Raw genomic sequence first — 22,452 nt, 5'->3', positions numbered from 1 at the left:
CCCGATCGACGGGGGAGAGGAAGGGCGCCAGGCGTCGCCTCACATCGCGGTAAAACCGTTGTCGACGAACAGATGCGTGCCGTTGACGAAGCTCGACTCGTCGCTGGCCAGGTAAAGCGCCGCCCTCGCCACCTCTTCCGGCTCGCCGATGCGGCCCTGCTGCGCGGCCAGCGCTGCGTCCGAGACATCGACGCCGAGCCTGCCGAGGTCGGCAACCTCGCGCAGGCCGTGCGGCGTGCGGATGAAGCCCGGGCAGACGGCGTTGCAGCGGATGTTGCGGTCGCGGAACTCGACGGCGATGGCGCGGGCGAACATGTGGCAAGCGCCCTTGGTGGTGTCATAGAGCACTTCGTTGGGAGTAGCCGCCACCGCCGAGATCGACGAGGTGCAGACGATCGAGCCGCCGCCCGCCGCAATCATGCCGGGCAAAACGGCGCGCGTCATCAGGAACATCGAGCGCACATTGACGGCATGCAGCCAATCCCATTCCTGCACCGTGGTCTCCAGGAAGGGCTTTATCACGATGGTGCCGGCGTGGTTGAACAGCACGGTGATGGGCCCGAGTTTTTCGATAGCACCCTTCACGGCGGCTTCGACCTGTGCCTCGTCGGAGACGTCGGCGACAAAATGCTCGGCGACATGGCCGCGTGCCCTGATTGTCGCTGCGGTTGCGGCGGCCGCCTCGCCGTTGCGGTCGATGATCGCCACCTTGGCGCCTTCGGCGGCGAACAGCTCCGAGGCTGCTCCACCCATTCCCGTCGCGCCGCCCGAAATGATGGCGACCTTGCCGGCCAGTCTTGTGCCCATTTTTTCTGCCCCTATGTGACGATTTCGCTTTGCTGGTTGGGCGATGCTACCGCGCCGGCGACGGGCGGCCAATCCACGAATTGAATGCCGCGAGGGCAAGGCCATAGGTCCATTCGGACGCAGACCCGAAAACGGACGCGCCATACGGATCGGCCGCCCGAGTGCCCCTGTAAGCAAGTGGCTACCAACTTCCCATCACCTAAGAGAAAATTATTCTAGATTTGACCGAAAAATAGCAATCGACAAAGTCTACAAGTTTTATAGATTAACCGACGAGACGGAGGTCGATATGTCCTATATCCAGAACGCCCAGACGGATCGCAGTGGTCAGCGGGCGGCCAATGCCCAGACCTTCCGCCCGGCCTATGCCGGGGCTTTCGCCTATCTCGTCTTTGCCCTTGCGTTCGTGTTCACCGGGGCCGTTGTTCTGGGTCTTATTCCCTGAGTCGTCAGATCGACCGGGGTTAGCTGCCCCACCACTTACAGGCAATTGGAGTTGAATGAACCGAATCCTCGGCGTGCTTTCGCGCGCCCGACACCACGGAGGACATGGCAATGCCGATCGAGTTCACGCATATTCCCGGCAAGACCGCCGATGCCGCGGTTCCCTTTTTCTACGACTTTGCCGAGACCGCGACCAAGCTCGGGCTGATCGAGGACGGCGGCTTCCGCAAGATCGTCGTCGACGATTCGGCCGGACTGCTGACCAACATGGATCTTGCGGCCCAGGTGCTCGATCGCACCTCGTCGCTGGAAGTCGTGCTCACCCATTGGGCGGGCGTGGTCGAACCGACCGTGGCGGCCCGCCAACTGGCGTCGATCGACAGGCAAAGCGGCGGACGCCTGGCGCTGAGAATGATCAGCGAGCCGCTGAGCGATGCCGACGCCGAAACACGGCCGGTCGGGCACACCGTCATCTGGCAGCGAATAGACGAATATCTGGTGCTGCTGAAGCGGCTGTGGTCGAACGACCGGCCCTTCGACCACGAAGGAACGTTCTACAGCATCAAGGGCGGCTACGTGCCGCGCAAGGGACCGCACGGCGCCGACCTGGTCATCCGCATGGGCGGGCAGTCCGGAACGGCGCTCAAGGTGGCCGGCCGACATGCCGATGTCTTTGAACTGGCGCCGGGCTCGATCGACGAGATCCGGCAATTGATGGAGCGGGTGCGCCGCTCCGCCGCCGAACATGGCCGGGCCGGCAAGCTGCGCTTCGCGCTTCCGGTCGGGATTCACCAAGGTGCTTCCGCCTCCGGTCACAAGGCGGTCGATGTTGCCGGGCCGCCAGCCCAGGCCGCCCTGTCGCTGCTTGCCTATGCAGCCCTCGGGATCGATGAATTCATGATTGTCGGTGTCGACACGCCACGCGAGATCGCAACGCTCGGCCGGGAAACGATCGCCCTGCTGCGCAATTCGCTGGCGCGTCGCGAACACGAGGCATTCCAGCCTGGGGCATATGCGTCTCGTGCAGGATTGGAGACGCGCGCAACGGGCTGAAGTCCTTCAGCCTTTTGTTGCCTCTGGCCTGTCGCCAAGCCGCGACAGGCCTTCAATGACAGCGCCCGAATCCGCCAGCGCGCCGAAGACGCCATCTTCGACCGTCACCATATGAAGCGCGGCCTCGTGGGCTTGTTTGTCGCCGCTGGCGCAGGCGTCGGAAATCGTCAGGCATTGAAAGTTGCGGTCGCAGGCTTCGCGCAGCGTGGTGTGGACGCAGACATCCGTCGTGCATCCGGAAAACATGAGATGCGTGATGCCTTGCGCGCGGAGCACAAGCTCGAAATCCGTATAAATGAAGGCGCTGTTGCAGGTCTTGTCGACGATGATGTCGTGCGGTGCCACGTCGATCTCCGGAACGATCTGGAACCCCGTGCCCGAGCGCAGCAGGATATCGGTGCCGTCGAGACCGGAGCGCTTGCGGCGCCATTTTTCGTAAGGCGTCATATCGGCCATGTCGGCCCTATAGCCCTGCCTGGTATGGATGACCCTGACGCCGGCCTTGCGCGCGGCCGCGATCAGCCGGCTCACCGTCGGCAGGATCGCTCTCAGAGGCGACGGATCATAGCCCTGCCTGGCGAAGTAGCCCGTCGTCGACAGGAAATCCTGCTGCAGGTCGATGACGATCAGCGCGGTGTTTTCGGCCACCAGCCTGCCGTCAAAGGGAAAGTCGAAGGGCGTTGCCTTGATCATCCGGGGGCTCCCTGCTTGGCCGCTACCATAGTGGATCAACGCGATGACACCAGATGCTGGGCGTCGTGCAGGCGTCGATAGATGCCGCCGGCACGGATCAGTTCGCTGTGCGACCCCTGCTCGACGACGCCCGACTCCGAGACGACGACGATGCGGTCGGCGCCGCGGATCGTGGCCAGCCGGTGTGCGATGACCAGCGTGGTTCGGCCTTCGGCAAGTTCGGCCAGCGATTTCTGGATTTCGCGCTCGGTCTCGGTGTCGAGCGCCGACGTCGCCTCGTCGAGGATCAGGATCGGCGGGTTCTTCAAGAACATACGGGCAATCGCCAGCCGCTGCTTTTGGCCGCCGGACAGTTTTACGCCGCGCTCGCCGATGATCGTGTCATAACCGGCCGGCAGGCCTGATATCATGCCGTCGAGCTGCGCCCGCCGCGCGGCATCGGCGATGGCGTCGTCGGAGGCGCCTAGACGGCCATAGGCGATGTTTTCGCGGATTGAGCCGCCGAACAGGAAGACATCCTGCTGGACGATGCCGATCTGGCCGCGCAGCGAAGCGAGCGTCATGTCCCTGATATCGATGCCGTCGATGCTGATCCGCCCGGCGCTGACTTCGTAGAACCGCGGCAGCAGCGAGCATATGGTGGTCTTGCCGGCACCCGACGGCCCGACGAAGGCGATGGTTTCGCCGGCGCCGATGGTGAGATCGATATCCCTGAGCACCGGCTTGCCGTCGCCGTAGCCGAAGCTCACACCGCGATATTCGATGGAGCCCTTGAGGCCGCTGGCGGTAACGGCACCGGCCCGGTCGGCGATGTCGGGTTCGGTGTCGAGCAACTCTGTGTAGCGGCGGAAGCCGGCAATGCCTTTTGGATAGGTCTCGATCACCGAATTGATCTTCTCGATCGGCCGCACGAAGACGCCGACCAAAAGCAGGAAGCCGACGAAGCCGCCATTGCTCAGGCCTCCCGTGATGACGAGGTAGCTGCCGGCAATCATGACCACGAGCTGGATCAGCCTTATGCCCATGTAGTTCAGCGAATTGCTGGCCGACATGATGCGGTAGGCGTCGAGCTTGGTCTGGCGGTAGCGCTGGTTGTCATGCGCGAACAGCGTGCGCTCATGCTCCTCGTTGGCGAAGGCCTGGACGACGCGCATGCCGCCGACATTCTCCTCGATGCGGACGTTGAAATCGCCGACACGCCGGTAGAGCGCCTGCCAGTTGCGCTCCATGCGGTCGCCGTAGCGCATCGTCACCCAGGCGATCAGAGGCACGATCACCGCCGTGATCAGCGCCAGATGCATGTTGACCGTGAACATCAGCACGAAGGCGCCGGCGAACGTCATGATGGCGATGAACAGGTCCTCGGGGCCATGATGCGCGATCTCGCCGATCTCCTCGAGATCCTTGGTGACGCGACCGACGAGATGGCCGGTCTTGTGGTTGTCGTAGAAGCGGAACGACAGTTTCTGCAGATGATCGAAGCTCTTGCGCCGCATCTCGGTCTCGATGTTGATGCCAAGCATGTGGCCCCAATAGGTGACGACCGCCATCAGCACCGTGTTGAGCAGATAGATTACCAGCAGCCCAGCCGAGGCGATGATGATCAGCGTCCAGTCCTGCCGTGGCAGGAGCTGGTCGACGAAGGTGCGGACCGCCATGGGAAAGCCGAGTTCGAGCAGGCCGGCCAGCACCGCGCAGGAGAAGTCGAGCGCGAACAGCCCCTTCCAGGGCGCGTAATAGGACAGGAAACGTCTGATCATCGAGGTGAACCGCAAGCTGTCTTGATGGACGCGGCGAGGGCACCGGCCGCCATCGATGGGCGCTGCTTACAATCGGCAGGGCAGGGCCGGCAATATGCCAGGGCCGACTTCATTGCCTGCCTTGCCACATCAGCGCCATGAAATAGGGGCCGCCGACGAAGGCGGCGATGAGCCCGGCCGGCACTTGCCAGGGAAAGATCAGCGTCCGGCCTGCCCAGTCGGCGGCAACGAGGATCAGCCCGCCTGTCATGGCCGAGGCCAGAAGCTGCGGCACGGCACGGCGGAAGCCGAGCATGCGCGCGAGATGCGGCGCCATCAGGCCGACGAAGCTCAGCGGGCCGATGACCAATGTCGCGGTTGCGGTGGCCAGCGCGGTAAGTGCCAGCAGAATGGCGCGAACCCGTCCAAGCCGCAGGCCAAGGCCACGCGCGGCAGTTTCGCCGAGCGGCACTATATCGAGCCAGCGCGCCGTCAGCGGCGCCAGCGCGAGGACGGCGACCGCGACCGCAGCGGCAGTGAAGGCATCATTGGGCGTTGCGCGATAGGTCGATCCCGATAGCCAGGCGAGCAGGAAGCCCGTGCGCGGATCGCCGCTGGCCAGAAGCAGCGCGGCGAAGGCCGACGCGACCGTCGCCACGGCGACGCCGGCAAGCAGCAGCCGCGCCGGCGACAGTGCATTGCGCCGCCCGACCAGCACGACGATCGTCAGCGCCAGCAAGGCGCCCGCGAGTGCGGCGCCGAGCATTGCCGCGCGGTCGAAGCCGTCGCTGAGCAACAGCAGCGCCAGCACGCCGAAAGAGGCGCCGCCGGAAATGCCGAGCACTTCGGGTGCGGCCATCGGGTTGCCGGTCATGCGCTGCATCAGCGTGCCAGCGACCGCGAGCAGGACGCCCGCCGACAGGGCGACGACGACGCGAGGCGCGCGCAGGGCAAGCAGCTCGGTCAAATCCTCGGATGCGATCCAGTGCCAACCGCCTGCGCCACGGCCAAAGCCCATTGCGACGACAACCGCGAGGATGAGCGCCAGCAGGCCGGCGATCAACGGCAGGCCGTTTGTCGGCAGGCGTACGGACGACATCATATCGGCCTGCCTTTCGGGGGTGGTTCGCATTCGCGGCAACAGGAACAGCAGCAGCGGCGCGCCGAGCAAAGCGGTCGCGGTGCCGGCGGGGATTTCGCCGGCGAACGGCAGATGCTGCACCAGACGGTCGGTGAGCCAGAGCAGGGCGCCGCCGACCAGCGGCGACCAGACCAGGCGGCGGCCAAGCGTGCGCGCTCCGGCCAGCCGCGCCAGCGCCGGGGCAGCGAGCGCCACGAACCCGATGACGCCGACCTCGGCGATGACCAACGCGCCAAGCGAGACGGCGACAGCCATGCCGGCAAGGCGGATGACGGCCGGGCGGGTGCCGAGCGATGCCGCGCCGTCGTCGCTGAGATCGAGCAGGCGTAGCGGTCGCCAGAGCAGGAACGCGGCGAAGATGCCGGCCAGCAGCCACGGTGCCAGAGCAACGACGGCCGCATCGCCATTCTGCACCAGCGAGCCGCTCTGCCAGATGAACAGCTCCTCGGTGTATTCGCGGTTGAGCGCCATCAGCAGCGCGCCGGCCGAACCGAAACTGAGGCTGACGACGAGGCCGGCGATGATGATCGACACTGGCGAAAAGCTGCGCCCGCGCGCCAGTGCGAAAACGGCTGATGTGGCGAGAGCGCCGCCAGCCAGCGCCACCCCTTCACGGCCGCCTTCCAGCAGCCATGGTGCGTAGAGGGTGGCGGCCGCCAAAGCGAGGCTTGCTCCGGCATTGGTGCCGATCGTGGTCGGCTCGGCCAGCGGGTTGCGCAGCACATGCTGCATGACGACACCGGCGAGACCGAGCGCCGCGCCGGCCAGCACGCTGACGGCGACACGTGGCAGGAAAGCATAGCGATACAGCAACTGCACTGGATCGGATGTGTCGGGGGCGGTGAGCGCCTGCCACCACAGGTGCGCCGGCAGAAGGTGGATGAGATCGATGACGCTCAGCACCAGCGCCAGACCCGCGGGCACGGCAACTAGCAGGATGAGCGCGCCGATGCCGTCGCGCTGTCGCGGCAGGGACATTGCCTGAGTGATCATGCCGCTGCCACGAATTCGGCGAAACGCGCGGCGGCAGTGAGACCGCCGAACGGCCAGACCGGCGGAATGGTCCGCACCTGGCCGTTCCGGACGCAGGGCAGATTGGCCCAGAGCGAGTTGCGGGCGATCCTGATCCTGACGTGCGGCGGGATCGGATCGAGCGAGATCAGTTGCGCCTCGCCGACGGCGACCAGTTCCTCGATGCCGACCGTCGAAAAACCCCATTCATCGGTGGCGCCGGTCCAGGCATTGACGAGGCCGAGCCGGTCGAGGACGTCCTGCAGCAGGCTGCCGGCGCCGTAGACGCGGACATGGCGATCGTCGAACATGCTGACGACGCAGACCGGTTTTTGCACCGCCCGCTCCAGCCTGGCACGCGCTTGGGCGATCGAGGCTTCGGTGCGCCCGACAAGGTTTTCTGCTTCCGTCCCACGGCCAAGCATGTTGCCAAGTTGCAGCGTCACCTGCTGCGCCTGCGCGTAAGGTGGAGCCTTGCCGCTGTAGAACGGCACATTGAAGGTCGGCGCCAATCTGGTGAAGCTGTTCTCGTCCAAGCCATAGCCATAGGCGCCGACGATCAGGTCGGGCCGCAATTCCCGAAGCAGTTCGAGATTGGGCTCGCTGCGCGACCCCAGGTCGATGGTGGCCTGCGGCAGCGCCGGGCCCTGGACCCAGTCGCCATAACCCCTGGTGTCGCCGACGGCGAGCGGCGACACGCCGAGCGAGACCACCATTTCGGCCGATGTCCATTCCAGGCAGACGACGCGGGCAGGTGCCGCGCGTGCCGTGCCGCCCGGCAAAGCGAGACCGGTCGCGGCGAGGCCGGCAAGATACTGGCGCCGTGTCAGCGCCGCCATTTTGGGCCGGCCCGCCACATTGCTTCTACCATGTGTATTTCACCGAACCGTTGATCCTGCGGCCCTCGCCGTAGAAGCAGCCGAAGCCCGAGGAGAAGCAGGAGGCGACGTAGCGTTTGTCGAACAGATTGCTGGCATTGAGGCTGAGCGTGGCGTTCTGCCAGGCGTAATGCACCGCCGCGTCGGCGAGCACGACCGACGGAACCTTGAAGCTGTTGGCGTCGTCGCCATAGGTCGAGCCGACATAGCGGACACCGGCGCCCAGGCCGAGACCTTCGAGCTTGCCGCTCATGAAGGTGTAATTGGCCCAAAGCGATGCGGAATGGGCCGGCACGCCGAAGGGCGTGTTGCCCTCGTTGCTGACCCAGACGCCGTTGACGTCTTCGACAGCGGTCGCCCTGGTGATCTTCGTGTCGAGGTAGGTGTAGGCCGCTCTCAGATCGAGGCCCGCATCCAGGCTCGCCACGGCTTCCAGTTCCACGCCGCGCGAACGGATCTCACCGGTCTGGAACAGATCGTTGGGTGAGCCCTCATTACCGGAACGCACGACATTCTGTCGGGTCAGGTCGAAAACCGATGCCGTAATGAAGGAATTCCAGCCAGTCGGCTGGTACTTCAGGCCGATCTCGTACTGCCTGCCGGTCTCGGGCACGAACAGATTGCCGTCGCTATCGGCGCCGGCCACCGGCTGGAACGACTCGGAATAGCTGACATAGGGTGCCAGGCCGTTGTCTGCGAGATAGACCAGGCCGGCGCGGCTGGTGAAGGCGTTGTCCTTCTGCTCGGGAATGTAGCCGCCGGCCAGATTGTCGTAGACCTTGGCATCCGACCAATCCTGGCGGCCGCCAAGGGTCAGCCGCCAGTTGCCGAACTTGACCTGGTCCTGGGCATAGAGACCGACCTGCTGCTGGGTGGTGTCGGTATCGGTGTAGGGCGTCAGATCGGTGATCGGGTACCCGTAAACCGGATCGAAGATGTTGAAACCGTCCTCGACGGTCCCTTCCGAGGCATAGTCGCGGTAAGTGTAGCGTTTGTAGTCGAGGCCGACGAGCAGCGTGTGGGCAAGCGGCCCGGTGTCGAAATCGGCTTGTGCCTGGTTGTCGATGGTGACGCCGCTGAGTTTGGTGCCGCCGGCATCTGCGTAACGGTAGTAGTCGCCGCTTGAAGGTTCCAGGCCGTTCGAGTCCGTCAGTCCGCCACCAAAGACGCCCTCCTCGGTGTGAGTGAGGTGGACGTAGCGGGCATGCTGTCGCACCTGCCAGGTTTCGTTGAAACGGTGATCGAATTCGTAGCCGATCGAGGCCTGGTCGTTGTTGTAGGAGTCGAAGCCGGGTTCGCCGACGAACATGCTGTTCGGCAGGTACTTGCCGTCCTTGCCCGGTACGACCGTGCCGTAAGCAGGCAGGTACTGCATCGCCCATCCCGAGCGGTCGCGCTGATAGTTGGCGAGGATGGTCAGGCTGGTGTCGGCATCGGGCTGCCAGGTGATCGCCGGGGCGATGAAGATGCGGTCGTCCTTGACGAAATCGGTCTGCGTGTCGCCCATGTGAGCGGCACCGGTGAGGCGAAACAGCAGCGACTTGTCGGCGTTCACGGCACCGCTGAAATCGAACTTGCCTTCATAGCGATTGAAGCTGCCGCCACCGAGTTCGATCTCGCGCAGGTTTTCCTCGGTCGGCCGCTTGCTGACATAGTTGATGATGCCGCCGGGGCTAGCCTGGCCGTAGAGCACCGACGCTGGTCCGCGCAGCACCTCGTAGCGTTCCGCGCAGCACCTCGTAGCGTTCCGCGCCATAGGAATCGAGTGCGGTGAACAGGGTGAAATTGCTCTCCTTGAGCTGTAGCCCGTCCCTGTAGAAGACGCCGTTGGCGTTCGAAATGCCGCGCAACTGCAGGCCGAGGCCGCGATTGTCGGTGCCGTAGAGATCGCCGGTGGCGCCGGGCGTGTAGCGCAGAACGCCGCCGAGGTTGTCGATCGCCTGTGCTTCCATCTGGTCCTTGGTGATCACCGATATCGACTGGGGCGTCTCGATCAGCGGCGTGTCGGTCTTGGTGCCGGTGGAGCCCTTGGTGGCCACGTAGCCCTTGACCGGCCCGAAGGCGCTTTCGACACGTTCCTGGACGTTGATCGGGTCCAGGGTGGTGGTGACCGTCTCCTGGGCCAGGGCATGGCCGCAGCCAAGCAGGGCCGGCACCGACACCGCTGCGATCAGCAGGCGCTTTCGCGCCATCCGGTCCTGCCAAATCAGTCCACGTCCCGAGATCATCCTGCGCCCCCTTTTCCAAATTTCATGTCGATATTGCCGGTCGCGACGATTTGTTGATCGTTGCAGTCATCTTCAATGTTGACTAGTAAGGTCATGTTTCATAGTCAACCGGGCATGAGCCGTCGAAAGCCGGAATCTGGAAATGCGGGCGGCCGCACTGGAGAAAAGCCATGAGCATGGCTGGAATTGATGCCCAGACTGCCTTCCATATCGACGCGGTGCGCTTTGCCGTCGGCGAGCGGACGCTGCTCGGTCCGGTCTCGCTCGAACTGGAGCGCTCGCGCGTCTATGGGCTGATCGGCCACAATGGTTCGGGCAAGTCGACGCTGATCAAGCTCATGGCGCGCCAGCAGCCGGCGAGTTCAGGCGCCATCACTTTCGCCAAGCGTCCGCTGCCGCAATGGGGCGCCCGCGAATTTGCCCGCGCGCTTGCCTATCTGCCGCAGACGACACCGGCGGCGACTGGCCTGACCGTGCGCGAACTGGCGACGTTGGGACGCTATCCCTGGCACGGCGCGCTTGGCCGTTTCCGCGCGCAGGACAGGCAGCATGTCGAGGAGGCGCTGGCCCTGACCGACATGGAAGGTTTTGCCGACCGGCTGGTGGACGAATTGTCGGGCGGCGAGCGCCAGCGCGCCTGGCTCGCCATGCTGGTGGCGCAGAACGCCGGCGTCATGCTGCTCGACGAGCCGATCTCAGCACTCGACATCGCCCATCAGGTCGAGGTGCTCGGGCTGGTCAAGGAGCTCAGCCGCAAACGCGACCTGTGCGTCGTCGTCGTGCTGCACGATCCCAACATGGCGGCGCGCTACTGCGACGAGCTGATCGCGCTCAAGGACGGCAAGCTGCTGACGCGCGGCACGCCCGGCGAAATCATGCGCAGCGATGTGCTGAAAGGCATTTTCGGCGTGGAGATGGGCGTGTTCGCGCACCCCGTCACCGGTCAGCCTGTCGGCTATGTGCAGTGACGAGATCTGATGCGGCGGCGGGAAATAGAAGGCGGCTGGCCGCTGTGAGAACAAGGAAGAAGCTGTTGTCGAGAACTGGTTTGTTGGCGGCGTTGGTCGCATCCGTCATCCTGTCGGCCGGCAGCGCGATGGCCCAGGAGCAACCGGCCGGTGCCGCGCCGGCGATTGATGCCCCCACCCCGGCTGCTCCCACGGCCCCAGCGCCGATTGCGCCGGCGCCCGCCGCACCGGCAGTCGCTCCGCCGGCCACGATGGCGCCTTCGCAGCCGGGCACCCAGCCGAACACGGCCGCGCCAGCCGAGGCCGGACCTTCGACGGCGATGGAATTGACCTTGCCGCATGACCTGTCGCCATGGGGCATGTTCATGGCGGCCGATATCGTCGTCAAGGCGGTGATGATCGGGCTGGCCTTTGCCTCCCTCGTCACCTGGACGATATGGCTGGCCAAGTCGCTGGAGCTTTTCGGCGGCAAGCTGCGCATCCGTCGCGCCGTGCGGGCGATCGGCAAGGCCGCCACGCTGAAGCAGGCCAGCAGTACCCTCGACCGCAGCGGCGGCCCGGGCGCGCTGCTGGTGCGGGCGGCCGAGGAGGAGACCGCACTCTCAGCCGGCGCCCTCGATCATGTCTCAGGCGATGGCCTCAAGGAACGGGTTACGTCGCGCCTGTCGCGCATCGAGGCGGCGGCGGCGCGGCGCATGTCACGCGGCACCGGCGTGCTGGCGACGATCGGCTCGACCGCGCCCTTCGTCGGCCTGTTCGGCACGGTCTGGGGCATCATGAACGCCTTCATCGGCATCTCGCAGGCGCAGACCACCAATCTCGCCGTGGTCGCGCCGGGCATCGCCGAAGCGCTGCTGGCCACCGCGATGGGCCTGGTCGCGGCCATACCGGCCGTCGTCATCTACAACGTCTTCGCCCGCTCGATAGCCGGCTATCGGCAGATCCTCGCCGATGCCTCGGCAGGGGTCGAACGACTGGTCAGCCGCGACCTAGACTTCCGCACCGTCGCGCCGGCCGCGCCACTGGCGGCGGAGTAGCGCCATGGGAAGCAGAATCCGACAGACCATGGATGACGATCTCGAGGAAAGCCACGAGATCAACGTCACCCCGTTCATCGATGTCATCCTGGTGCTGTTGATCATCTTCATGGTCGCGGCACCGCTGGCCACGGTGGATGTCAATGTCGACCTGCCGGGTTCGACCACAACGCCCGCGCCGAGGCCCGAGACACCGCTGTTCCTGACGCTGAAGGACGATCTGACGCTGGCGATCGGCAATGACGGCGTGCCACGCCCGGCTTTCGCCGCGACGCTGGACGCCAAGACCAAGGGTGACAAGCAGACGCGCATCTTCCTGCGCGCCGACAAGGCGGTCGCCTATGGCGACCTGATGGAGGCGATGAACCTGTTGCGCGGCGCCGGCTATCTGAAGATCGCGCTGGTCGGCCTGGAGACGGCTCCCGCGTCCAATGCCCCCGCGCCCACAGCCACCGGTGCGGCGGCGCCATGACGCAAGCGGTCGCCGTGCCCTCGGTCCAGATGTCGCGCTTCGGCTGGCGCGACCTTGGCTTGTGGGCCGGTGCTGCCGCGCTGGTCCTCGGAGCCCATGTCGCGGTCGCCTATGCAGTGCAGAATCTCACCATGGTCACCGAAGCGGACGGCGGTCCGCCACCGGCCCAGGTGATCGAGATGGCGCCGACGGTGGTGATGCCGGCCGTACAAGAACAGGTCGCCGCGCTGGACGCGGTGACGCCAGATCAGACCGAACCGACACCGACGACCGAGCCGACACCTGAAGAACCGGTCGAAAAGGCGGAGCCGGTTGTCGAGCCGCCGGAAGCGGTCGCGCCCGACGAGGCCGAACCCAACCGGACCGAAACGGCTGAACAGGCCGATCAGCCGCCGCCGGATGAGGTCATCCCGGATGTTGTCGAGGCTGTCACGCCAGACGTCGTCATTCCCTTGCCGCAGCCGAAACCGGTCGAAATTGTCAAAGACAAGAAACCGGTCGAGGCCAAGGCGAAAAAACCTGTCGAGAAGCCCAAGCCGCGGCTTAAGAAGGAGAAGGCGGCTCCGCCGAAGACGGCAACCGTCGCCAGCGCCGACGCACGGCCCGCGGCCAGGACCGCCGCGCCGAAGGCAGCGGAATCGACGTCGCGCTCCGGCGACTCCAGCAAATGGGACTCCCGTCTGGGTGCCTGGATCAAGCGGCACACGCGCTATCCCAGTTCTGCCAAGGCCCGAGGCGTGGAAGGCAGGCCGTATGTCGCCTTCACGGTCGACTCGTCCGGCCGGGTCCTGTCTGCCAGGCTCTCTCGTTCCTCCGGGGATGCGGATCTGGACCGTGCGGCGCTCGCCGTGCTGCAAGGCGCCACGGTGCCGGCACCGCCGCCGGAACTCGGTTCGCGTCTGAGCCGTACAGCGCCGTTCGTGTTCAGCCTGCGCAACTAGGATCGAATTTGATCGAAGCGGCCTGTCAGTAGGCCAGCGACAGGCTCAGGGCCTCGACCTGTTCGAGATAGAAACGGCATTTCGTGCGCAACAGCTCGAGGCCCGGGGCATCGGCGCCGTTGATTTCGATGGTCTGCATCATGAAGTCGAAATGGGCGTAGAAGGCGTCCACTGTACCCCAGAGACTGTCGGCCTGGCAGCTGTCGGCAATCGCCATCGAGACGAGTTGGCGGGCCTTGATCCGCGCGGCGTCAGGCGATGGCGGCCGCCTGACGATCAAGACGTCGAGCCGGCTGAAAATGCTTTCCCTGGCATCGACGCTTCTGATGTTGGCTATCATGTTCATGTGCAGGTCCCCCTTGGCATTCCAGACGCGCAATAGGTTCCGGTCTGAAATTGAAAAACTGGTGAGCAGAGCATTTTCAGCGGCGCCAATGAGCGCGTGGCGTTTTGGCGGGCGACATGCATCAAGCTAGCGCGACCGGATGCCGGTCCTGCGGGCAGGATGCAATCAGGGCCGGGATTGCGGTTGCATCGGAGGGGTGGCCCCTGATGATGTTGGCGACCTCGGCATCTGCCTGCTCGAACCAGTAGACCATGTCGGCGCGGCGCAGGTCCGTCGCGGCTTTCTTCAGCAGCGGCAGCAGGCTTTGCAGTGCGCACAGCGTCTCCCAGCGGTTTGGCCGCGAGGTCGAGCCGGCCACCGCGCATGCTGACGATTGCATCTCGTTAGGCTCTCCGTGGCTGGGCGGCGCGATTGTCTTTTGCCTGCGCCTTGGGGTGCAGCGGGTTGCCGCTGAGCTGCGCGTGTCTGGCTGGCCGTGCGCCGCGAAGAACGTCGAAGGCCTCTGCATAGGCCATGCCCAGCAGATAGGAGATCATCGGAAAACGGCTTGCTTCGGCCATTTGCACGAGCTCATTGGTCATCGACGAAATATATTGAAGACTATCGATTTCCGACTGGCGTAAGGATTGATTTGGCACGTGCTGCTCCTGTCTCTGGTTATACCCTGGGAACGCGTTACTGGCCGAATACACATTGTTGGTCGACTAATTGATGGATTGGCCCGCGGTGGAGGGATCTCTTTCCGGGGTCGAGAGGGTCAAGGCATAGATCGGTGCGTCGGTGAGGCTGTCGAGACCAAGCAGCCGCTTGATCGCGGAATGACTGAGCGCGGCCGTCGGGCACGCCGACAGGCCATGATTAGTCGCCGCCAGCATGATGTTCTGGCCGATATGGCCGGCCTCGATCAGCACCACACGATAGGCGTTGGCGTCCTCATATTTCCACATCGTGCGGTCGAGCCTGGCGCAAAGCAGGATCAGGCACGGCATGGCGTCAGCCCACTCCTGTCCGCCGACCAGTTCGGAGATCTTCGGCAGATGGTTCGCGGAAATCCTGCCAAGGTCGTGGTCGGCGGCGGAATAGTGATAGACACCGGGTTCGAGGCCATCGACGCCGAGCGCGACCACATAGGCCTCATAGGGATTTCGCGCGCCGCCGGAAGGGGTCATGCCAAGCGGCAGGGTGCCGACGCAATTGGCGGTCTCACCGATGATGCCGAGCCCTGCGAACAGGCAATCGGAAAGCTGTTTGGCCGTGATGGTGGGCTGAGCCGCCGTGCGGTTGGTGCGGCGCCGCGCCATCAAGCCAAGAAGTTCGTTGTCTTCCAGTGCATTCGGCAGCTGGATGGCGCCGGCGGAATTCTTGAGCAGGAGGTCCGGCTGCGGCGTATGGCCGGCGCGTTCTATCTGCCGCTCTTCCGCTTGCTCGATGGTCATGTATTCGCTGTCCTGGACGCAGAAATGCATCAGCGCCGTCGGAAGCCCCCAACTCCATTGTCCCGAAAACTGTTCCTCCTGCTCGGCGAGAGGCGATCCGGCGGTGACCAGGGCGGAAAAATCGAGCAACCGGGGAACGACAGCTTTCAGCTCGGACTTCGACCAGCCATGGGCGCGGGCAATGTCCGCCGTCGATGCCCATTTGTCCCACGATGCGAGAAGGCCGACCATATCAGGGCTGCATTCAAATACGCTTCTGGTCAGGAAGTTGCATGCCGTGACCTTGTTCGGGCCAGGGTAGAAAACAAGCGTTTTCGAAGAGCGCATTTTCATGAAGCTGGATGCCATCTGCGGAGCCGAGGCGCCGACAAGCGAACCGCTCGTCGGCGCAGAACGGCTTCAGCGCTTGTTGTAGTGCATGCCCTGCGAAAAGAAGACGGTCTGCGTGCCGGCGGCAATCGTCAGCTTCGGAGTATTGGTCACTTTCTTGGCCATTTTTATCCCTTTCCTGACCCCAATCTGGGATCCGTTGAAGGACCCCCGGAACGGGATCCGCGCGAAGAAAGGTAAGGTCGGAAGAGTTAATGGTTTGTTAAAATTATAGTAAAACCACGAGTCGAAGGCGGATGCGTGGATTATCTTTCTTGGTACCAAAGTGTAAAATATCGATTTTATTCAGATACAGAGTAGACAATCGTTGGCGTACGCTTTATCGGCGTACGCTTATTCTTAATTGGCGTAAGACACGGCGATCCGAGGGATTAGCCCAACCCGTCCCGGGTGAGGCTGACAACCAGTTGGTCGACGCCCGGATCGTCGAGACTGATGACATGCGCCATGCTGATGGCATCCCTTGCGTGGATGTTGGCAATGTCGCGCCGCATGATGACGGACACGAATGCCGGGCCGGCCTCCGTCAGAAGCATGGCCTTGCCCATCAGCACCGGTTCGGAGATGGGAGCCCATTGCACGGAGATCAGCGACGGCTCTCCGGTCTGGCGGCGATTGATGCCGCTGAAATAAATCCAGTTCAGCCGCGAGATCGCCACGCCATAGTGATTGCCGCGCGCTCGTGCCCAGGTCGATCCCCGGCGCTCCGACCACCCGGTGACCCGTCGAAAGGTGACCAGTTCGGCTTCGCGCCGCACGAAGGTAACCGAGCGCACCAGGAGGTCGAGGCGGCCCGGGATCGAGAAATAGGTGAAATAGGTGCCGCCCGCGATCGAAGGGCTGGGAGGGCGGATCATCTGGTTGAACAGGCTCTCGGACACCGGCGGCAGGCCGCGCATCACTGGCTCGGGTGTGCCGGGATCCTGGTACAGTTCCGCCTCGTCGATGCGAAAGTAGTCGCATATCAGCTTGGCTGTGGCCTTGTTGGGAACGGTCTGCCCTTGCAGGTAGCGTTCGAACTGGGTGCGATTGATGTGCAGCTCACGGCATACCGCGCTTACGGAGGCATGGTCCTTGCACAGCCGTCTAAGGTTTGCAGCGAGATTCTCGCGAATTGACACGTCTTTGCTTCCGCAGGCGGATTTTTCATTTCGACTCGAAATCCATATAGCGTCTCCGGTCGCCCCCGCCGAAACGCCTTGGCCACAACGCACAGAAAAAACTGATTTGGTAACGTCAATTTAGTGGGGCGGTTTGCAAAAAAAACGGAAACAATCGACGAGCGCTTCCGCCATAAGTCCAATTGACAAAAGTCTTGCCGGAGATTGCGAAAACAGACGGCGCGGCGCGCGGCCTTTTAGGCGCGCCGGCACGGCAAATGCCAGCCGTGGAGGCAAGCCCGGACGAGCGTCGCGGAGTGCATATGGCGCGGAGAGCGAGGAATTAATCCGCTGGTGGAGCTGAGGAGGATCGAACTCCTGACCTCGTCATTGCGAACGACGCGCTCTCCCAGCTGAGCTACAGCCCCGTCCAGCGGATGGGCGCATTTATCGGGCGCCGCGGTTTCCTGTCAAGGCGGAGGTTTGCCGAAATCCAGTGGCCTGGCAGCCGTACCGGCGCACCGTGGCAGGCGGCCCTTGCCGGTTTCGCGTGCAATGGCTACATGTCGGCAACAATTGGAGACCGGCATGCTCGCCCTCATTCAGACAATCGTCATGGCGCTCGACCTCTACTGGTGGATCATCATCGCATCGGCGATCTTTTCCTGGCTTTACGCCTTCAACGTCGTCAACTCGCGCAATCAGTTCGTCGGTTCCATCGGCAACATGCTCTATCGGCTGACCGAACCGGCGTTGCGGCCGATCCGCCGTTTCATGCCGGACCTTGGCGGCATCGACATCTCGCCGATCATCCTGCTTCTGATCCTGTTCTTCCTGCGGCAGTTCATATTGACCAGTGTGGCGCCTCTGGTCCTGTGAGGCCGATGATCGTATGAGCGCGCCGTTTCGCCTGGGCGATGATGGCGTCGAGCTGTTTGTCCGGCTGACGCCGAAGGCTGCGCTGGACAGGCTCGAAGGTTTCGAGACCACGGCGGACGAGCGAAGCCATCTGAAAGCGCGCGTCCGCGCCGTGCCGGAAAACGGCGCCGCCAATCATGCGCTCGAAAAGCTGATTGCCAAGGCGATTGGCGTGCCGGGGTCCGCCGTCTCGGTTGTCGCCGGCGGCACGGCGCGGCTGAAGACCGTGCGCATTGAAGGCGATCCGGAGACGCTGGCGAAAAGCATCGAGGCGCTCGGCCATCAGGCCTGATGTCCTTGCCGGAGGGTCAATCCCCCAGCGGCAAACGCGGATCGTCAACTTTCAACGTGTTGACGCTCTGCTTGATGCGGCGCAGATTTTCCAGAACCCTTGGTCCGCGCGTCTCGGCGACCGAGGTGACGATCATGTCGACGATCGACAGCAGCGCATAGCGCGACGATGTCGGCTTGTAGATATTGCCGTCTTCCAGCGACTGGAAATGGATAACCGTGTCGGCGACCTTGGCGAGCGCGGAGTCCGGCGGGGTGATGGCGATCGTCGTGGCGCCATATTGCTGGGCGACCTGCACCGCATCGATGACCGATCGTGCATAGCCGGAGACGGAGAAGGCGATCAGCGTGGTGTCGGGGGTGGCGACGGCGGCGTACATGCGCTGCAACTGTCCGTCGATCTGCGCCAGCACCGACACGCCAAGCCTGAACAGCCGGTTCTGCATTTCGGTCGCCATCATCGACGAAATGCCACCGGAGCCGATGCACAGCACATTGCCGGAAACCGCGATGCGTGCGGCGACGGCGACCAGCGTCGTCATGTCGAGGTTTTCGCTGGCGCGCTGGATGGCCGATATCGCCGCTTCGGTGATGGCGGAAGCGATGCGCTGTTCGCGGGCATCGCGGCTCAACGGCTCCGGCGACAGATACTGGCCGCCGATGGCGATGGCTTGCGCCAGATAGAATTTGAAGTCGCGCAGGCCCTCGCAGCCGAGGTTGCGGCAGAACCGCGTCACCGTCGGCTCGCTGATACCGACGCGCGCGGCAATTTCCGAAATCGCCGCCTTGGAAACGAAGTCGAGGTCTGCCAGCACGAAGCCGGCCAGCTTGCGATCCGACTTCGTTCCGTCCTGCGACATCAGCTGCAGGCGCGTGATGATGTCGGCCGGCGTCTTCATGCTGATATTTTCATAGAGGCAGGCCCGTCGCCTTGTCGAACAGATGGATGTTGCCGGGATCGACCGAGACCGGCAGCAGGTCTCCCGGCCTGACCGGCACCCTGTCACGGAATACGGCGCGTACCGTATCAGCACCGATAGCGCCATAGACATGTGTTTCGGAGCCGGTGGGCTCGACGACATCCACCCTGATCGCCATCGCGTCGACAGCCTCGCCGATGACAAAATGCTCGGGCCGGATGCCGGCCTCCACCGCGCTGTCCGCCGGCACCTGTTTGCCGGCAAGCGCCAGCCGCCCGCCGCCGGCCGATTCGAACCAGGTTTTCTCAAGCGTCGTCTTGAGCGAACCCGAGACGAAACTCATCGACGGCGAGCCGAGGAAGGAGGCGACGAACTTGTTGGCCGGCCTGTCATAGAGCTCCAGCGGCGCCCCGACCTGCTGGATCCTGCCGCGATCCATCACGACGATGCGGTCGGCCATGGTCATAGCCTCGATCTGGTCGTGGGTGACGTAGACGATCGTCGACTTCAGCCGCTGGTGCAGCGCCTTGATCTCGACTCGCATCTGCACGCGCAATTGTGCGTCGAGATTGGACAGCGGTTCGTCGAACAGGAACACAGACGGTTCGCGCACGATGGCGCGGCCCATGGCGACGCGCTGGCGCTGGCCGCCCGACAGCTGGCGGGGATAGCGGTCGAGATAGGAGAAGAGATTGAGGACCCCGGACGCCTTCTTAACCTTCTCATCGATTACCGTGCGCGTCTCGCCGCGTATCTTCGGGCCGAAACCGATATTGTCCGATGCCTTCAGATGCGGAAACAGCGCATAGGACTGGAACACCATGGCGATGTTGCGCTGCTGCGGCGGCAGCGCGTTGGCGCGCACGCCGCCGATCAACAGATCGCCGGAAGTGATCGTCTCCAGGCCGGCGAGCATGCGCAGCAAGGTCGACTTGCCGCAGCCGGACGGCCCGACCAGGACGACGAACTCGCCGCTCTTGATATCGAGGCTGATGTTCTCGAGGATCTTGTGCTGCCCGAAGGATTTCGACAGGTCGCGGAACTCGACGTCGGTCATGCTCACGCTCCCAATATGTCGTCGATGAAGGGCAGGCAACCGGCGGTCAGTCCCGCGTCCACGGGCATCACCACGCCTGTTACTCCCGATGCGCGATCGGACGCAAGGAAAGCGACGGCTTCCGCCACTTCCGCAGCGTTGACGATGCGACCGAGCGGATAGAGCCGCTGCAATTTGCCGAGGATTTCGGGATCCTTGGCAAGGCGGTGGTCCCAGGCGGCGGTGCGGATCGATCCGGGGCAGACGACATTGGCGCGCAGGCCGCTGCGGCCGAGCTCGACGGCGATCGCCTTGGCATAGGCGTTGATGCCGGCCTTGGCCGCGGCATAGGCGGGATTGCCGAAATGCGCGATGGCGTTGACCGAGGAGATGAAGACGACGCTGCCAGAGCCACGGCTGGCCATCGCCTTGACCAGCGGATCGGCGAAATTCATCACGCCGGTCAGGTTGAGGTCGAGTTCCTGCTCAATCCTGTCGGGGTTGAGCGCGGGGAGCGTCTCGGCGCGCGTCCAGCCGGCATTGTTGATGAGAATGTCGGGCACACCGTCCCGGTCGAGGATGGCGGCGATCGCCGTGGCTATCGACGCCTTGTCGAGAAGATCGAAGACGTGGCGGGCGGCAAAATGCGGGCTCTTCAACGCCTCGCTCGACTGGTCGCAGCCTACGACCCTGGCGCCCCTTTGCGCCATCAGCGCCACGATGGCCGTGCCGAGGCCGCCGCCCGCACCCGTCACAACGACAGTCTTGCCCTCGAATTCGGCCCTGCCTTCGAGTTCCGTTTGCGAAACCACCGTGCGTCATCCTCCGGGATCTTCGACAGGTCGGATCAGGCCTAGTCCACAAAATGTAATTAAGCAACAGAATAATCTGCTTGCAAGCCTTCAAATCCTCGATAATGTAGGAAAGTCACATAAATCTTCTGCTTGGGTAACGAAGAGGCGCGCAGGCGCAAAAATCAAAATGGGAGAGTTCAAATGAGTCTTGCAAAATGGACTGTCGGCCTGATGGCCGGAATGAGCATGCTGGCAATTGCGGCGCAGGCGGATGCGGGCGAGGTGCGGGTCACCGTGGCCGAGTACAGCGCCAAGACTGGCCCATATTTCGACAGCGTCAAGAAGGAATTCGAGGCGGCGAACCCCGGCATCACGGTCAAGTTCGAAGTGGTGCCGTGGGATGTGCTGCTGCAGAAGCTGACCACCGACATCACCGCCGGCACCAATGCCGATCTGTCGATCATCGGCACGCGCTGGCTGATCGACTTCGTCCAGCAGGATGTCGCCGAGCCGCTCGACGGCTACATCAAGCCCGACTTCAAGGACCGCTTCATCGACACCTTCCTGTCGCCCTCGATCATGGATGGCAAGACCTACGGCCTGCCGATCGCTGCCTCGGCGCGCGCCATGTACTACAACAAGGAGCTGTTCGAGAAGGCCGGCATCGCCAAGCCACCGGCAAACTGGACCGAGTTGCAGGAAGATGCGCGCAAGATCAAGGCTCTGGGGTCCGGCACGTTCGGCTTCGGCCTGCAGGGCAAGGAGATCGAGACCGACGTCTATTACTACTATGCGATGTGGTCCTACGGCACGGAAATCCTCAACAAGGACGGCACTTCGGGCCTGAGCACGCCCGGCGCGCTTGAAGCCGCCAAACTCTACAAGTCGATGATCGACGAAGGCCTGACCGAACCCGGCGTCACCTCCAACAACCGCGAGGACGTGCAGAACCTATTCAAGCAGGGCAAGGTCGGCATGATGATCACCGCACCCTTCCTGTCCAACCAGATCAAGGACGAGGCGCCGAACCTGAAATACGGCGTTGCGGCCATTCCCGCTGGACCGACCGGCGCGCGCGGCACCTATGGCGTCACCGATTCCATCATCATGTTCAAGAACTCCAAGAACAAGGACGAGGCCTGGAAGCTGCTCGATTTCCTGTTCACCACGGAGCAGCGTGCCAAGTTCACACAGGGCGAAGGCTTCCTGCCGGTGAACAAGGAAGAGGCCAAGATGGACTACTACGTCAACAATGCCGATCTGGCCGCGTTCACCGCTCTGCTGCCCGACGCCCGCTTCGCGCCGGTCATCCCGGGCTGGGAAGAGGTCGCCCAGATCACGTCGGACGCCATGCAGAAGATCTATCTCGGCGGCGACCCCGAGGCCGGTTTGAAAGACGCAGCCGCCAAGGCCAATGCGGTGCTGAAGAAGTAGGGGCAGTGCTGAAGGAATAGGGCGTATCTCCCTGCGCCCGTGGCGCGCCCCAGATTCAGGCGGGGCGCGCCACATCTTGCAGCCTCGAGCAGAAAGATAGTTCGTCGATGTCAACGCCGCCCAGCCAGGCTCCTTTCCTCTCCCATCGGAGGGGGGGAGAGGTGGCTCGGCGAAGCCGAGACGGAGTGGGGGAACCACCTGGCAATCACCGCGAACGGATATAGGAAGAGCACCAGGCGCAAGCCTCGCCTTGCGCCCAAGGGGTCGACCCCCACTCCGTCGAGCTTCGCTCGACACCTTGTATCTACACGAGAGAGATTTCGTGGGATTAGAGCGATTGAGCCAAGGTCCGGGTGGCCGCCCGGACCTTGGCTT

General features: G+C 63.7%; 24 protein-coding genes and 1 tRNA gene. 9 read left to right on the top strand and 16 right to left on the bottom strand.

Going from position 1 to position 22,452, the window contains the following annotated elements:
- Window positions 1-39 precede the first annotated feature (39 nt).
- A complete protein-coding gene (locus AC0L2D_RS23065; protein WP_024504731.1) occupies window positions 40-807 on the bottom strand; it encodes an SDR family NAD(P)-dependent oxidoreductase in 768 nt (255 codons plus the stop codon).
- Between the two features lie 289 nt (window positions 808-1,096).
- On the opposite strand from AC0L2D_RS23065, the gene AC0L2D_RS23060 reads away from it, so the two are divergent.
- Both AC0L2D_RS23060 and AC0L2D_RS23055 read left to right on the top strand, forming a co-directional pair.
- Window positions 1,097-1,252, top strand: coding sequence for a hypothetical protein (locus tag AC0L2D_RS23060; RefSeq protein ID WP_013528960.1), 156 nt, complete (start codon window positions 1,097-1,099; stop codon window positions 1,250-1,252).
- Window positions 1,253-1,362: 110 nt separating this feature from the next.
- On the top strand, window positions 1,363-2,304 hold the full coding sequence (locus AC0L2D_RS23055; RefSeq protein ID WP_013528961.1) for an LLM class flavin-dependent oxidoreductase: 942 nt from the start codon (window positions 1,363-1,365) through the stop codon (window positions 2,302-2,304).
- A 6-nt stretch (window positions 2,305-2,310) separates the two neighbouring features.
- Here the strand turns inward: AC0L2D_RS23055 and AC0L2D_RS23050 are convergent, their stop codons facing one another.
- The 6 genes from AC0L2D_RS23050 to AC0L2D_RS23025 all read right to left on the bottom strand — a co-directional run bounded on the left by AC0L2D_RS23050 (window position 2,311) and on the right by AC0L2D_RS23025 (window position 9,958).
- A complete protein-coding gene (locus tag AC0L2D_RS23050; RefSeq protein WP_013528962.1) occupies window positions 2,311-2,997 on the bottom strand; it encodes a cysteine hydrolase family protein in 687 nt (228 codons plus the stop codon).
- Window positions 2,998-3,032: 35 nt separating this feature from the next.
- A complete protein-coding gene (locus tag AC0L2D_RS23045; RefSeq protein ID WP_473542534.1) occupies window positions 3,033-4,757 on the bottom strand; it encodes an ABC transporter ATP-binding protein in 1,725 nt (574 codons plus the stop codon).
- A gap of 109 nt (window positions 4,758-4,866) precedes the next feature.
- Window positions 4,867-6,870 (bottom strand): Fe(3+)-hydroxamate ABC transporter permease FhuB, encoded by a 2,004-nt coding sequence (gene fhuB, locus AC0L2D_RS23040; protein WP_473542532.1) that lies wholly within the window; start codon window positions 6,868-6,870, stop codon window positions 4,867-4,869.
- Entirely contained in the window at window positions 6,867-7,727 is an 861-nt protein-coding gene (locus AC0L2D_RS23035) for an ABC transporter substrate-binding protein (RefSeq protein ID WP_473542530.1), read from the bottom strand. The genes fhuB and AC0L2D_RS23035 overlap by 4 nt, the downstream gene beginning before the upstream one ends.
- Before the next feature lie 25 nt (window positions 7,728-7,752).
- Window positions 7,753-9,480, bottom strand: a complete 1,728-nt coding sequence (locus tag AC0L2D_RS23030; RefSeq protein WP_473542529.1) for a TonB-dependent siderophore receptor — start codon at window positions 9,478-9,480, stop codon at window positions 7,753-7,755.
- Window positions 9,440-9,958 carry a TonB-dependent receptor plug domain-containing protein gene (locus AC0L2D_RS23025; RefSeq protein WP_473542527.1) on the bottom strand — a complete coding sequence of 173 codons (519 nt, stop codon included), beginning with the start codon at window positions 9,956-9,958 and terminating at the stop codon, window positions 9,440-9,442. Before AC0L2D_RS23025 ends, AC0L2D_RS23030 begins: the two co-directional genes overlap by 41 nt.
- Window positions 9,959-10,170: 212 nt before the next feature.
- Between AC0L2D_RS23025 and AC0L2D_RS23020 the strand changes: the two genes are divergently transcribed.
- The 4 genes from AC0L2D_RS23020 (at window position 10,171) to AC0L2D_RS23005 (ending at window position 13,412) form a co-directional block, all read left to right on the top strand.
- Window positions 10,171-10,962 (top strand): ATP-binding cassette domain-containing protein, encoded by a 792-nt coding sequence (locus AC0L2D_RS23020; protein ID WP_164753497.1) that lies wholly within the window; start codon window positions 10,171-10,173, stop codon window positions 10,960-10,962.
- Between the two features lie 65 nt (window positions 10,963-11,027).
- Window positions 11,028-11,999 carry a tonB-system energizer ExbB gene (exbB, locus tag AC0L2D_RS23015; protein WP_027163014.1) on the top strand — a complete coding sequence of 324 codons (972 nt, stop codon included), beginning with the start codon at window positions 11,028-11,030 and terminating at the stop codon, window positions 11,997-11,999.
- Window positions 12,000-12,003: 4 nt separating this feature from the next.
- The gene (exbD, locus tag AC0L2D_RS23010) at window positions 12,004-12,471 is read left to right on the top strand and encodes a TonB system transport protein ExbD (protein ID WP_473542525.1); all 468 of its coding nucleotides are present in this window, start codon (window positions 12,004-12,006) and stop codon (window positions 12,469-12,471) included.
- Window positions 12,468-13,412, top strand: a complete 945-nt coding sequence (locus AC0L2D_RS23005) for a TonB family protein (protein WP_473542523.1) — start codon at window positions 12,468-12,470, stop codon at window positions 13,410-13,412. Before exbD ends, AC0L2D_RS23005 begins: the two co-directional genes overlap by 4 nt.
- Before the next feature lie 25 nt (window positions 13,413-13,437).
- Here AC0L2D_RS23005 and AC0L2D_RS23000 read toward each other — a convergent pair whose 3' ends face one another.
- From AC0L2D_RS23000 to AC0L2D_RS22975, 6 genes are all read right to left on the bottom strand, one after another.
- On the bottom strand, window positions 13,438-13,758 hold the full coding sequence (locus tag AC0L2D_RS23000; protein ID WP_473542521.1) for a hypothetical protein: 321 nt from the start codon (window positions 13,756-13,758) through the stop codon (window positions 13,438-13,440).
- A 121-nt stretch (window positions 13,759-13,879) separates the two neighbouring features.
- Window positions 13,880-14,137 (bottom strand): LuxR family transcriptional regulator, encoded by a 258-nt coding sequence (locus tag AC0L2D_RS22995; protein ID WP_013528972.1) that lies wholly within the window; start codon window positions 14,135-14,137, stop codon window positions 13,880-13,882.
- A gap of 4 nt (window positions 14,138-14,141) precedes the next feature.
- Window positions 14,142-14,396: a hypothetical protein gene (locus AC0L2D_RS22990; RefSeq protein WP_013528973.1), complete on the bottom strand. Its 255-nt coding sequence runs from the start codon at window positions 14,394-14,396 to the stop codon at window positions 14,142-14,144.
- Between the two features lie 66 nt (window positions 14,397-14,462).
- Complete coding sequence (locus AC0L2D_RS22985; RefSeq protein WP_245267615.1) at window positions 14,463-15,425, bottom strand: SagB/ThcOx family dehydrogenase; 963 nt, start codon at window positions 15,423-15,425, stop codon at window positions 14,463-14,465.
- Between the two features lie 530 nt (window positions 15,426-15,955).
- On the bottom strand, window positions 15,956-16,705 hold the full coding sequence (locus AC0L2D_RS22980; RefSeq protein ID WP_013528976.1) for a helix-turn-helix domain-containing protein: 750 nt from the start codon (window positions 16,703-16,705) through the stop codon (window positions 15,956-15,958).
- Window positions 16,706-17,036: 331 nt separating this feature from the next.
- Window positions 17,037-17,112, bottom strand: a tRNA-Ala gene (locus AC0L2D_RS22975).
- A 160-nt stretch (window positions 17,113-17,272) separates the two neighbouring features.
- Between AC0L2D_RS22975 and AC0L2D_RS22970 the strand changes: the two genes are divergently transcribed.
- Together AC0L2D_RS22970 and AC0L2D_RS22965 are read left to right on the top strand one after the other, a co-directional pair.
- On the top strand, window positions 17,273-17,563 hold the full coding sequence (locus tag AC0L2D_RS22970; RefSeq protein ID WP_013528977.1) for a YggT family protein: 291 nt from the start codon (window positions 17,273-17,275) through the stop codon (window positions 17,561-17,563).
- A gap of 13 nt (window positions 17,564-17,576) precedes the next feature.
- Window positions 17,577-17,894: a DUF167 domain-containing protein gene (locus AC0L2D_RS22965; RefSeq protein ID WP_473542517.1), complete on the top strand. Its 318-nt coding sequence runs from the start codon at window positions 17,577-17,579 to the stop codon at window positions 17,892-17,894.
- Window positions 17,895-17,910: 16 nt separating this feature from the next.
- Here AC0L2D_RS22965 and AC0L2D_RS22960 read toward each other — a convergent pair whose 3' ends face one another.
- The 3 genes from AC0L2D_RS22960 to AC0L2D_RS22950 are packed head-to-tail and all read right to left on the bottom strand — an operon-like array spanning window position 17,911 to window position 20,661.
- Window positions 17,911-18,792, bottom strand: a complete 882-nt coding sequence (locus AC0L2D_RS22960; protein WP_027163008.1) for a MurR/RpiR family transcriptional regulator — start codon at window positions 18,790-18,792, stop codon at window positions 17,911-17,913.
- Window positions 18,793-18,802: 10 nt separating this feature from the next.
- Window positions 18,803-19,870 (bottom strand): ABC transporter ATP-binding protein, encoded by a 1,068-nt coding sequence (locus tag AC0L2D_RS22955; protein WP_013528980.1) that lies wholly within the window; start codon window positions 19,868-19,870, stop codon window positions 18,803-18,805.
- A 2-nt stretch (window positions 19,871-19,872) separates the two neighbouring features.
- Window positions 19,873-20,661 carry an SDR family oxidoreductase gene (locus AC0L2D_RS22950; RefSeq protein ID WP_013528981.1) on the bottom strand — a complete coding sequence of 263 codons (789 nt, stop codon included), beginning with the start codon at window positions 20,659-20,661 and terminating at the stop codon, window positions 19,873-19,875.
- A gap of 183 nt (window positions 20,662-20,844) precedes the next feature.
- On the opposite strand from AC0L2D_RS22950, the gene AC0L2D_RS22945 reads away from it, so the two are divergent.
- A complete protein-coding gene (locus tag AC0L2D_RS22945; RefSeq protein ID WP_013528982.1) occupies window positions 20,845-22,077 on the top strand; it encodes an ABC transporter substrate-binding protein in 1,233 nt (410 codons plus the stop codon).
- Window positions 22,078-22,452 lie beyond the last annotated feature (375 nt).

It is taken from the genome of Mesorhizobium sp. WSM4833 (genome assembly GCF_055811095.1).
This window is presented reverse-complemented; position numbering and strand designations above follow the sequence as displayed.

Bases quoted from the DNA above. Each gene is read 5' to 3' on its own strand.
- exbD (WP_473542525.1), top strand. From the start codon at position 12,004: ATGGGAAGCAGAATCCGACAGACCATGGATGACGATCTCGAGGAAAGC.
- AC0L2D_RS23060 (WP_013528960.1), top strand. From the start codon at position 1,097: ATGTCCTATATCCAGAACGCCCAGACGGATCGCAGTGGTCAGCGGGCG.
- AC0L2D_RS23025 (WP_473542527.1), bottom strand. From the start codon at position 9,958: ATGGCGCGAAAGCGCCTGCTGATCGCAGCGGTGTCGGTGCCGGCCCTG.
- AC0L2D_RS23035 (WP_473542530.1), bottom strand. From the start codon at position 7,727: ATGGCGGCGCTGACACGGCGCCAGTATCTTGCCGGCCTCGCCGCGACC.
- AC0L2D_RS23045 (WP_473542534.1), bottom strand. From the start codon at position 4,757: ATGATCAGACGTTTCCTGTCCTATTACGCGCCCTGGAAGGGGCTGTTC.
- AC0L2D_RS22995 (WP_013528972.1), bottom strand. From the start codon at position 14,137: ATGCAATCGTCAGCATGCGCGGTGGCCGGCTCGACCTCGCGGCCAAAC.
- AC0L2D_RS23055 (WP_013528961.1), top strand. From the start codon at position 1,363: ATGCCGATCGAGTTCACGCATATTCCCGGCAAGACCGCCGATGCCGCG.
- AC0L2D_RS22955 (WP_013528980.1), bottom strand. From the start codon at position 19,870: ATGACCGACGTCGAGTTCCGCGACCTGTCGAAATCCTTCGGGCAGCAC.
- AC0L2D_RS23005 (WP_473542523.1), top strand. From the start codon at position 12,468: ATGACGCAAGCGGTCGCCGTGCCCTCGGTCCAGATGTCGCGCTTCGGC.
- AC0L2D_RS23050 (WP_013528962.1), bottom strand. From the start codon at position 2,997: ATGATCAAGGCAACGCCCTTCGACTTTCCCTTTGACGGCAGGCTGGTG.
- AC0L2D_RS23020 (WP_164753497.1), top strand. From the start codon at position 10,171: ATGGCTGGAATTGATGCCCAGACTGCCTTCCATATCGACGCGGTGCGC.
- AC0L2D_RS22985 (WP_245267615.1), bottom strand. From the start codon at position 15,425: ATGGTCGGCCTTCTCGCATCGTGGGACAAATGGGCATCGACGGCGGAC.
- fhuB (WP_473542532.1), bottom strand. From the start codon at position 6,870: ATGATCACTCAGGCAATGTCCCTGCCGCGACAGCGCGACGGCATCGGC.
- AC0L2D_RS23000 (WP_473542521.1), bottom strand. From the start codon at position 13,758: ATGAACATGATAGCCAACATCAGAAGCGTCGATGCCAGGGAAAGCATT.
- AC0L2D_RS22965 (WP_473542517.1), top strand. From the start codon at position 17,577: ATGAGCGCGCCGTTTCGCCTGGGCGATGATGGCGTCGAGCTGTTTGTC.
- AC0L2D_RS22960 (WP_027163008.1), bottom strand. From the start codon at position 18,792: ATGAAGACGCCGGCCGACATCATCACGCGCCTGCAGCTGATGTCGCAG.
- AC0L2D_RS23065 (WP_024504731.1), bottom strand. From the start codon at position 807: ATGGGCACAAGACTGGCCGGCAAGGTCGCCATCATTTCGGGCGGCGCG.
- AC0L2D_RS22945 (WP_013528982.1), top strand. From the start codon at position 20,845: ATGAGTCTTGCAAAATGGACTGTCGGCCTGATGGCCGGAATGAGCATG.
- AC0L2D_RS22970 (WP_013528977.1), top strand. From the start codon at position 17,273: ATGCTCGCCCTCATTCAGACAATCGTCATGGCGCTCGACCTCTACTGG.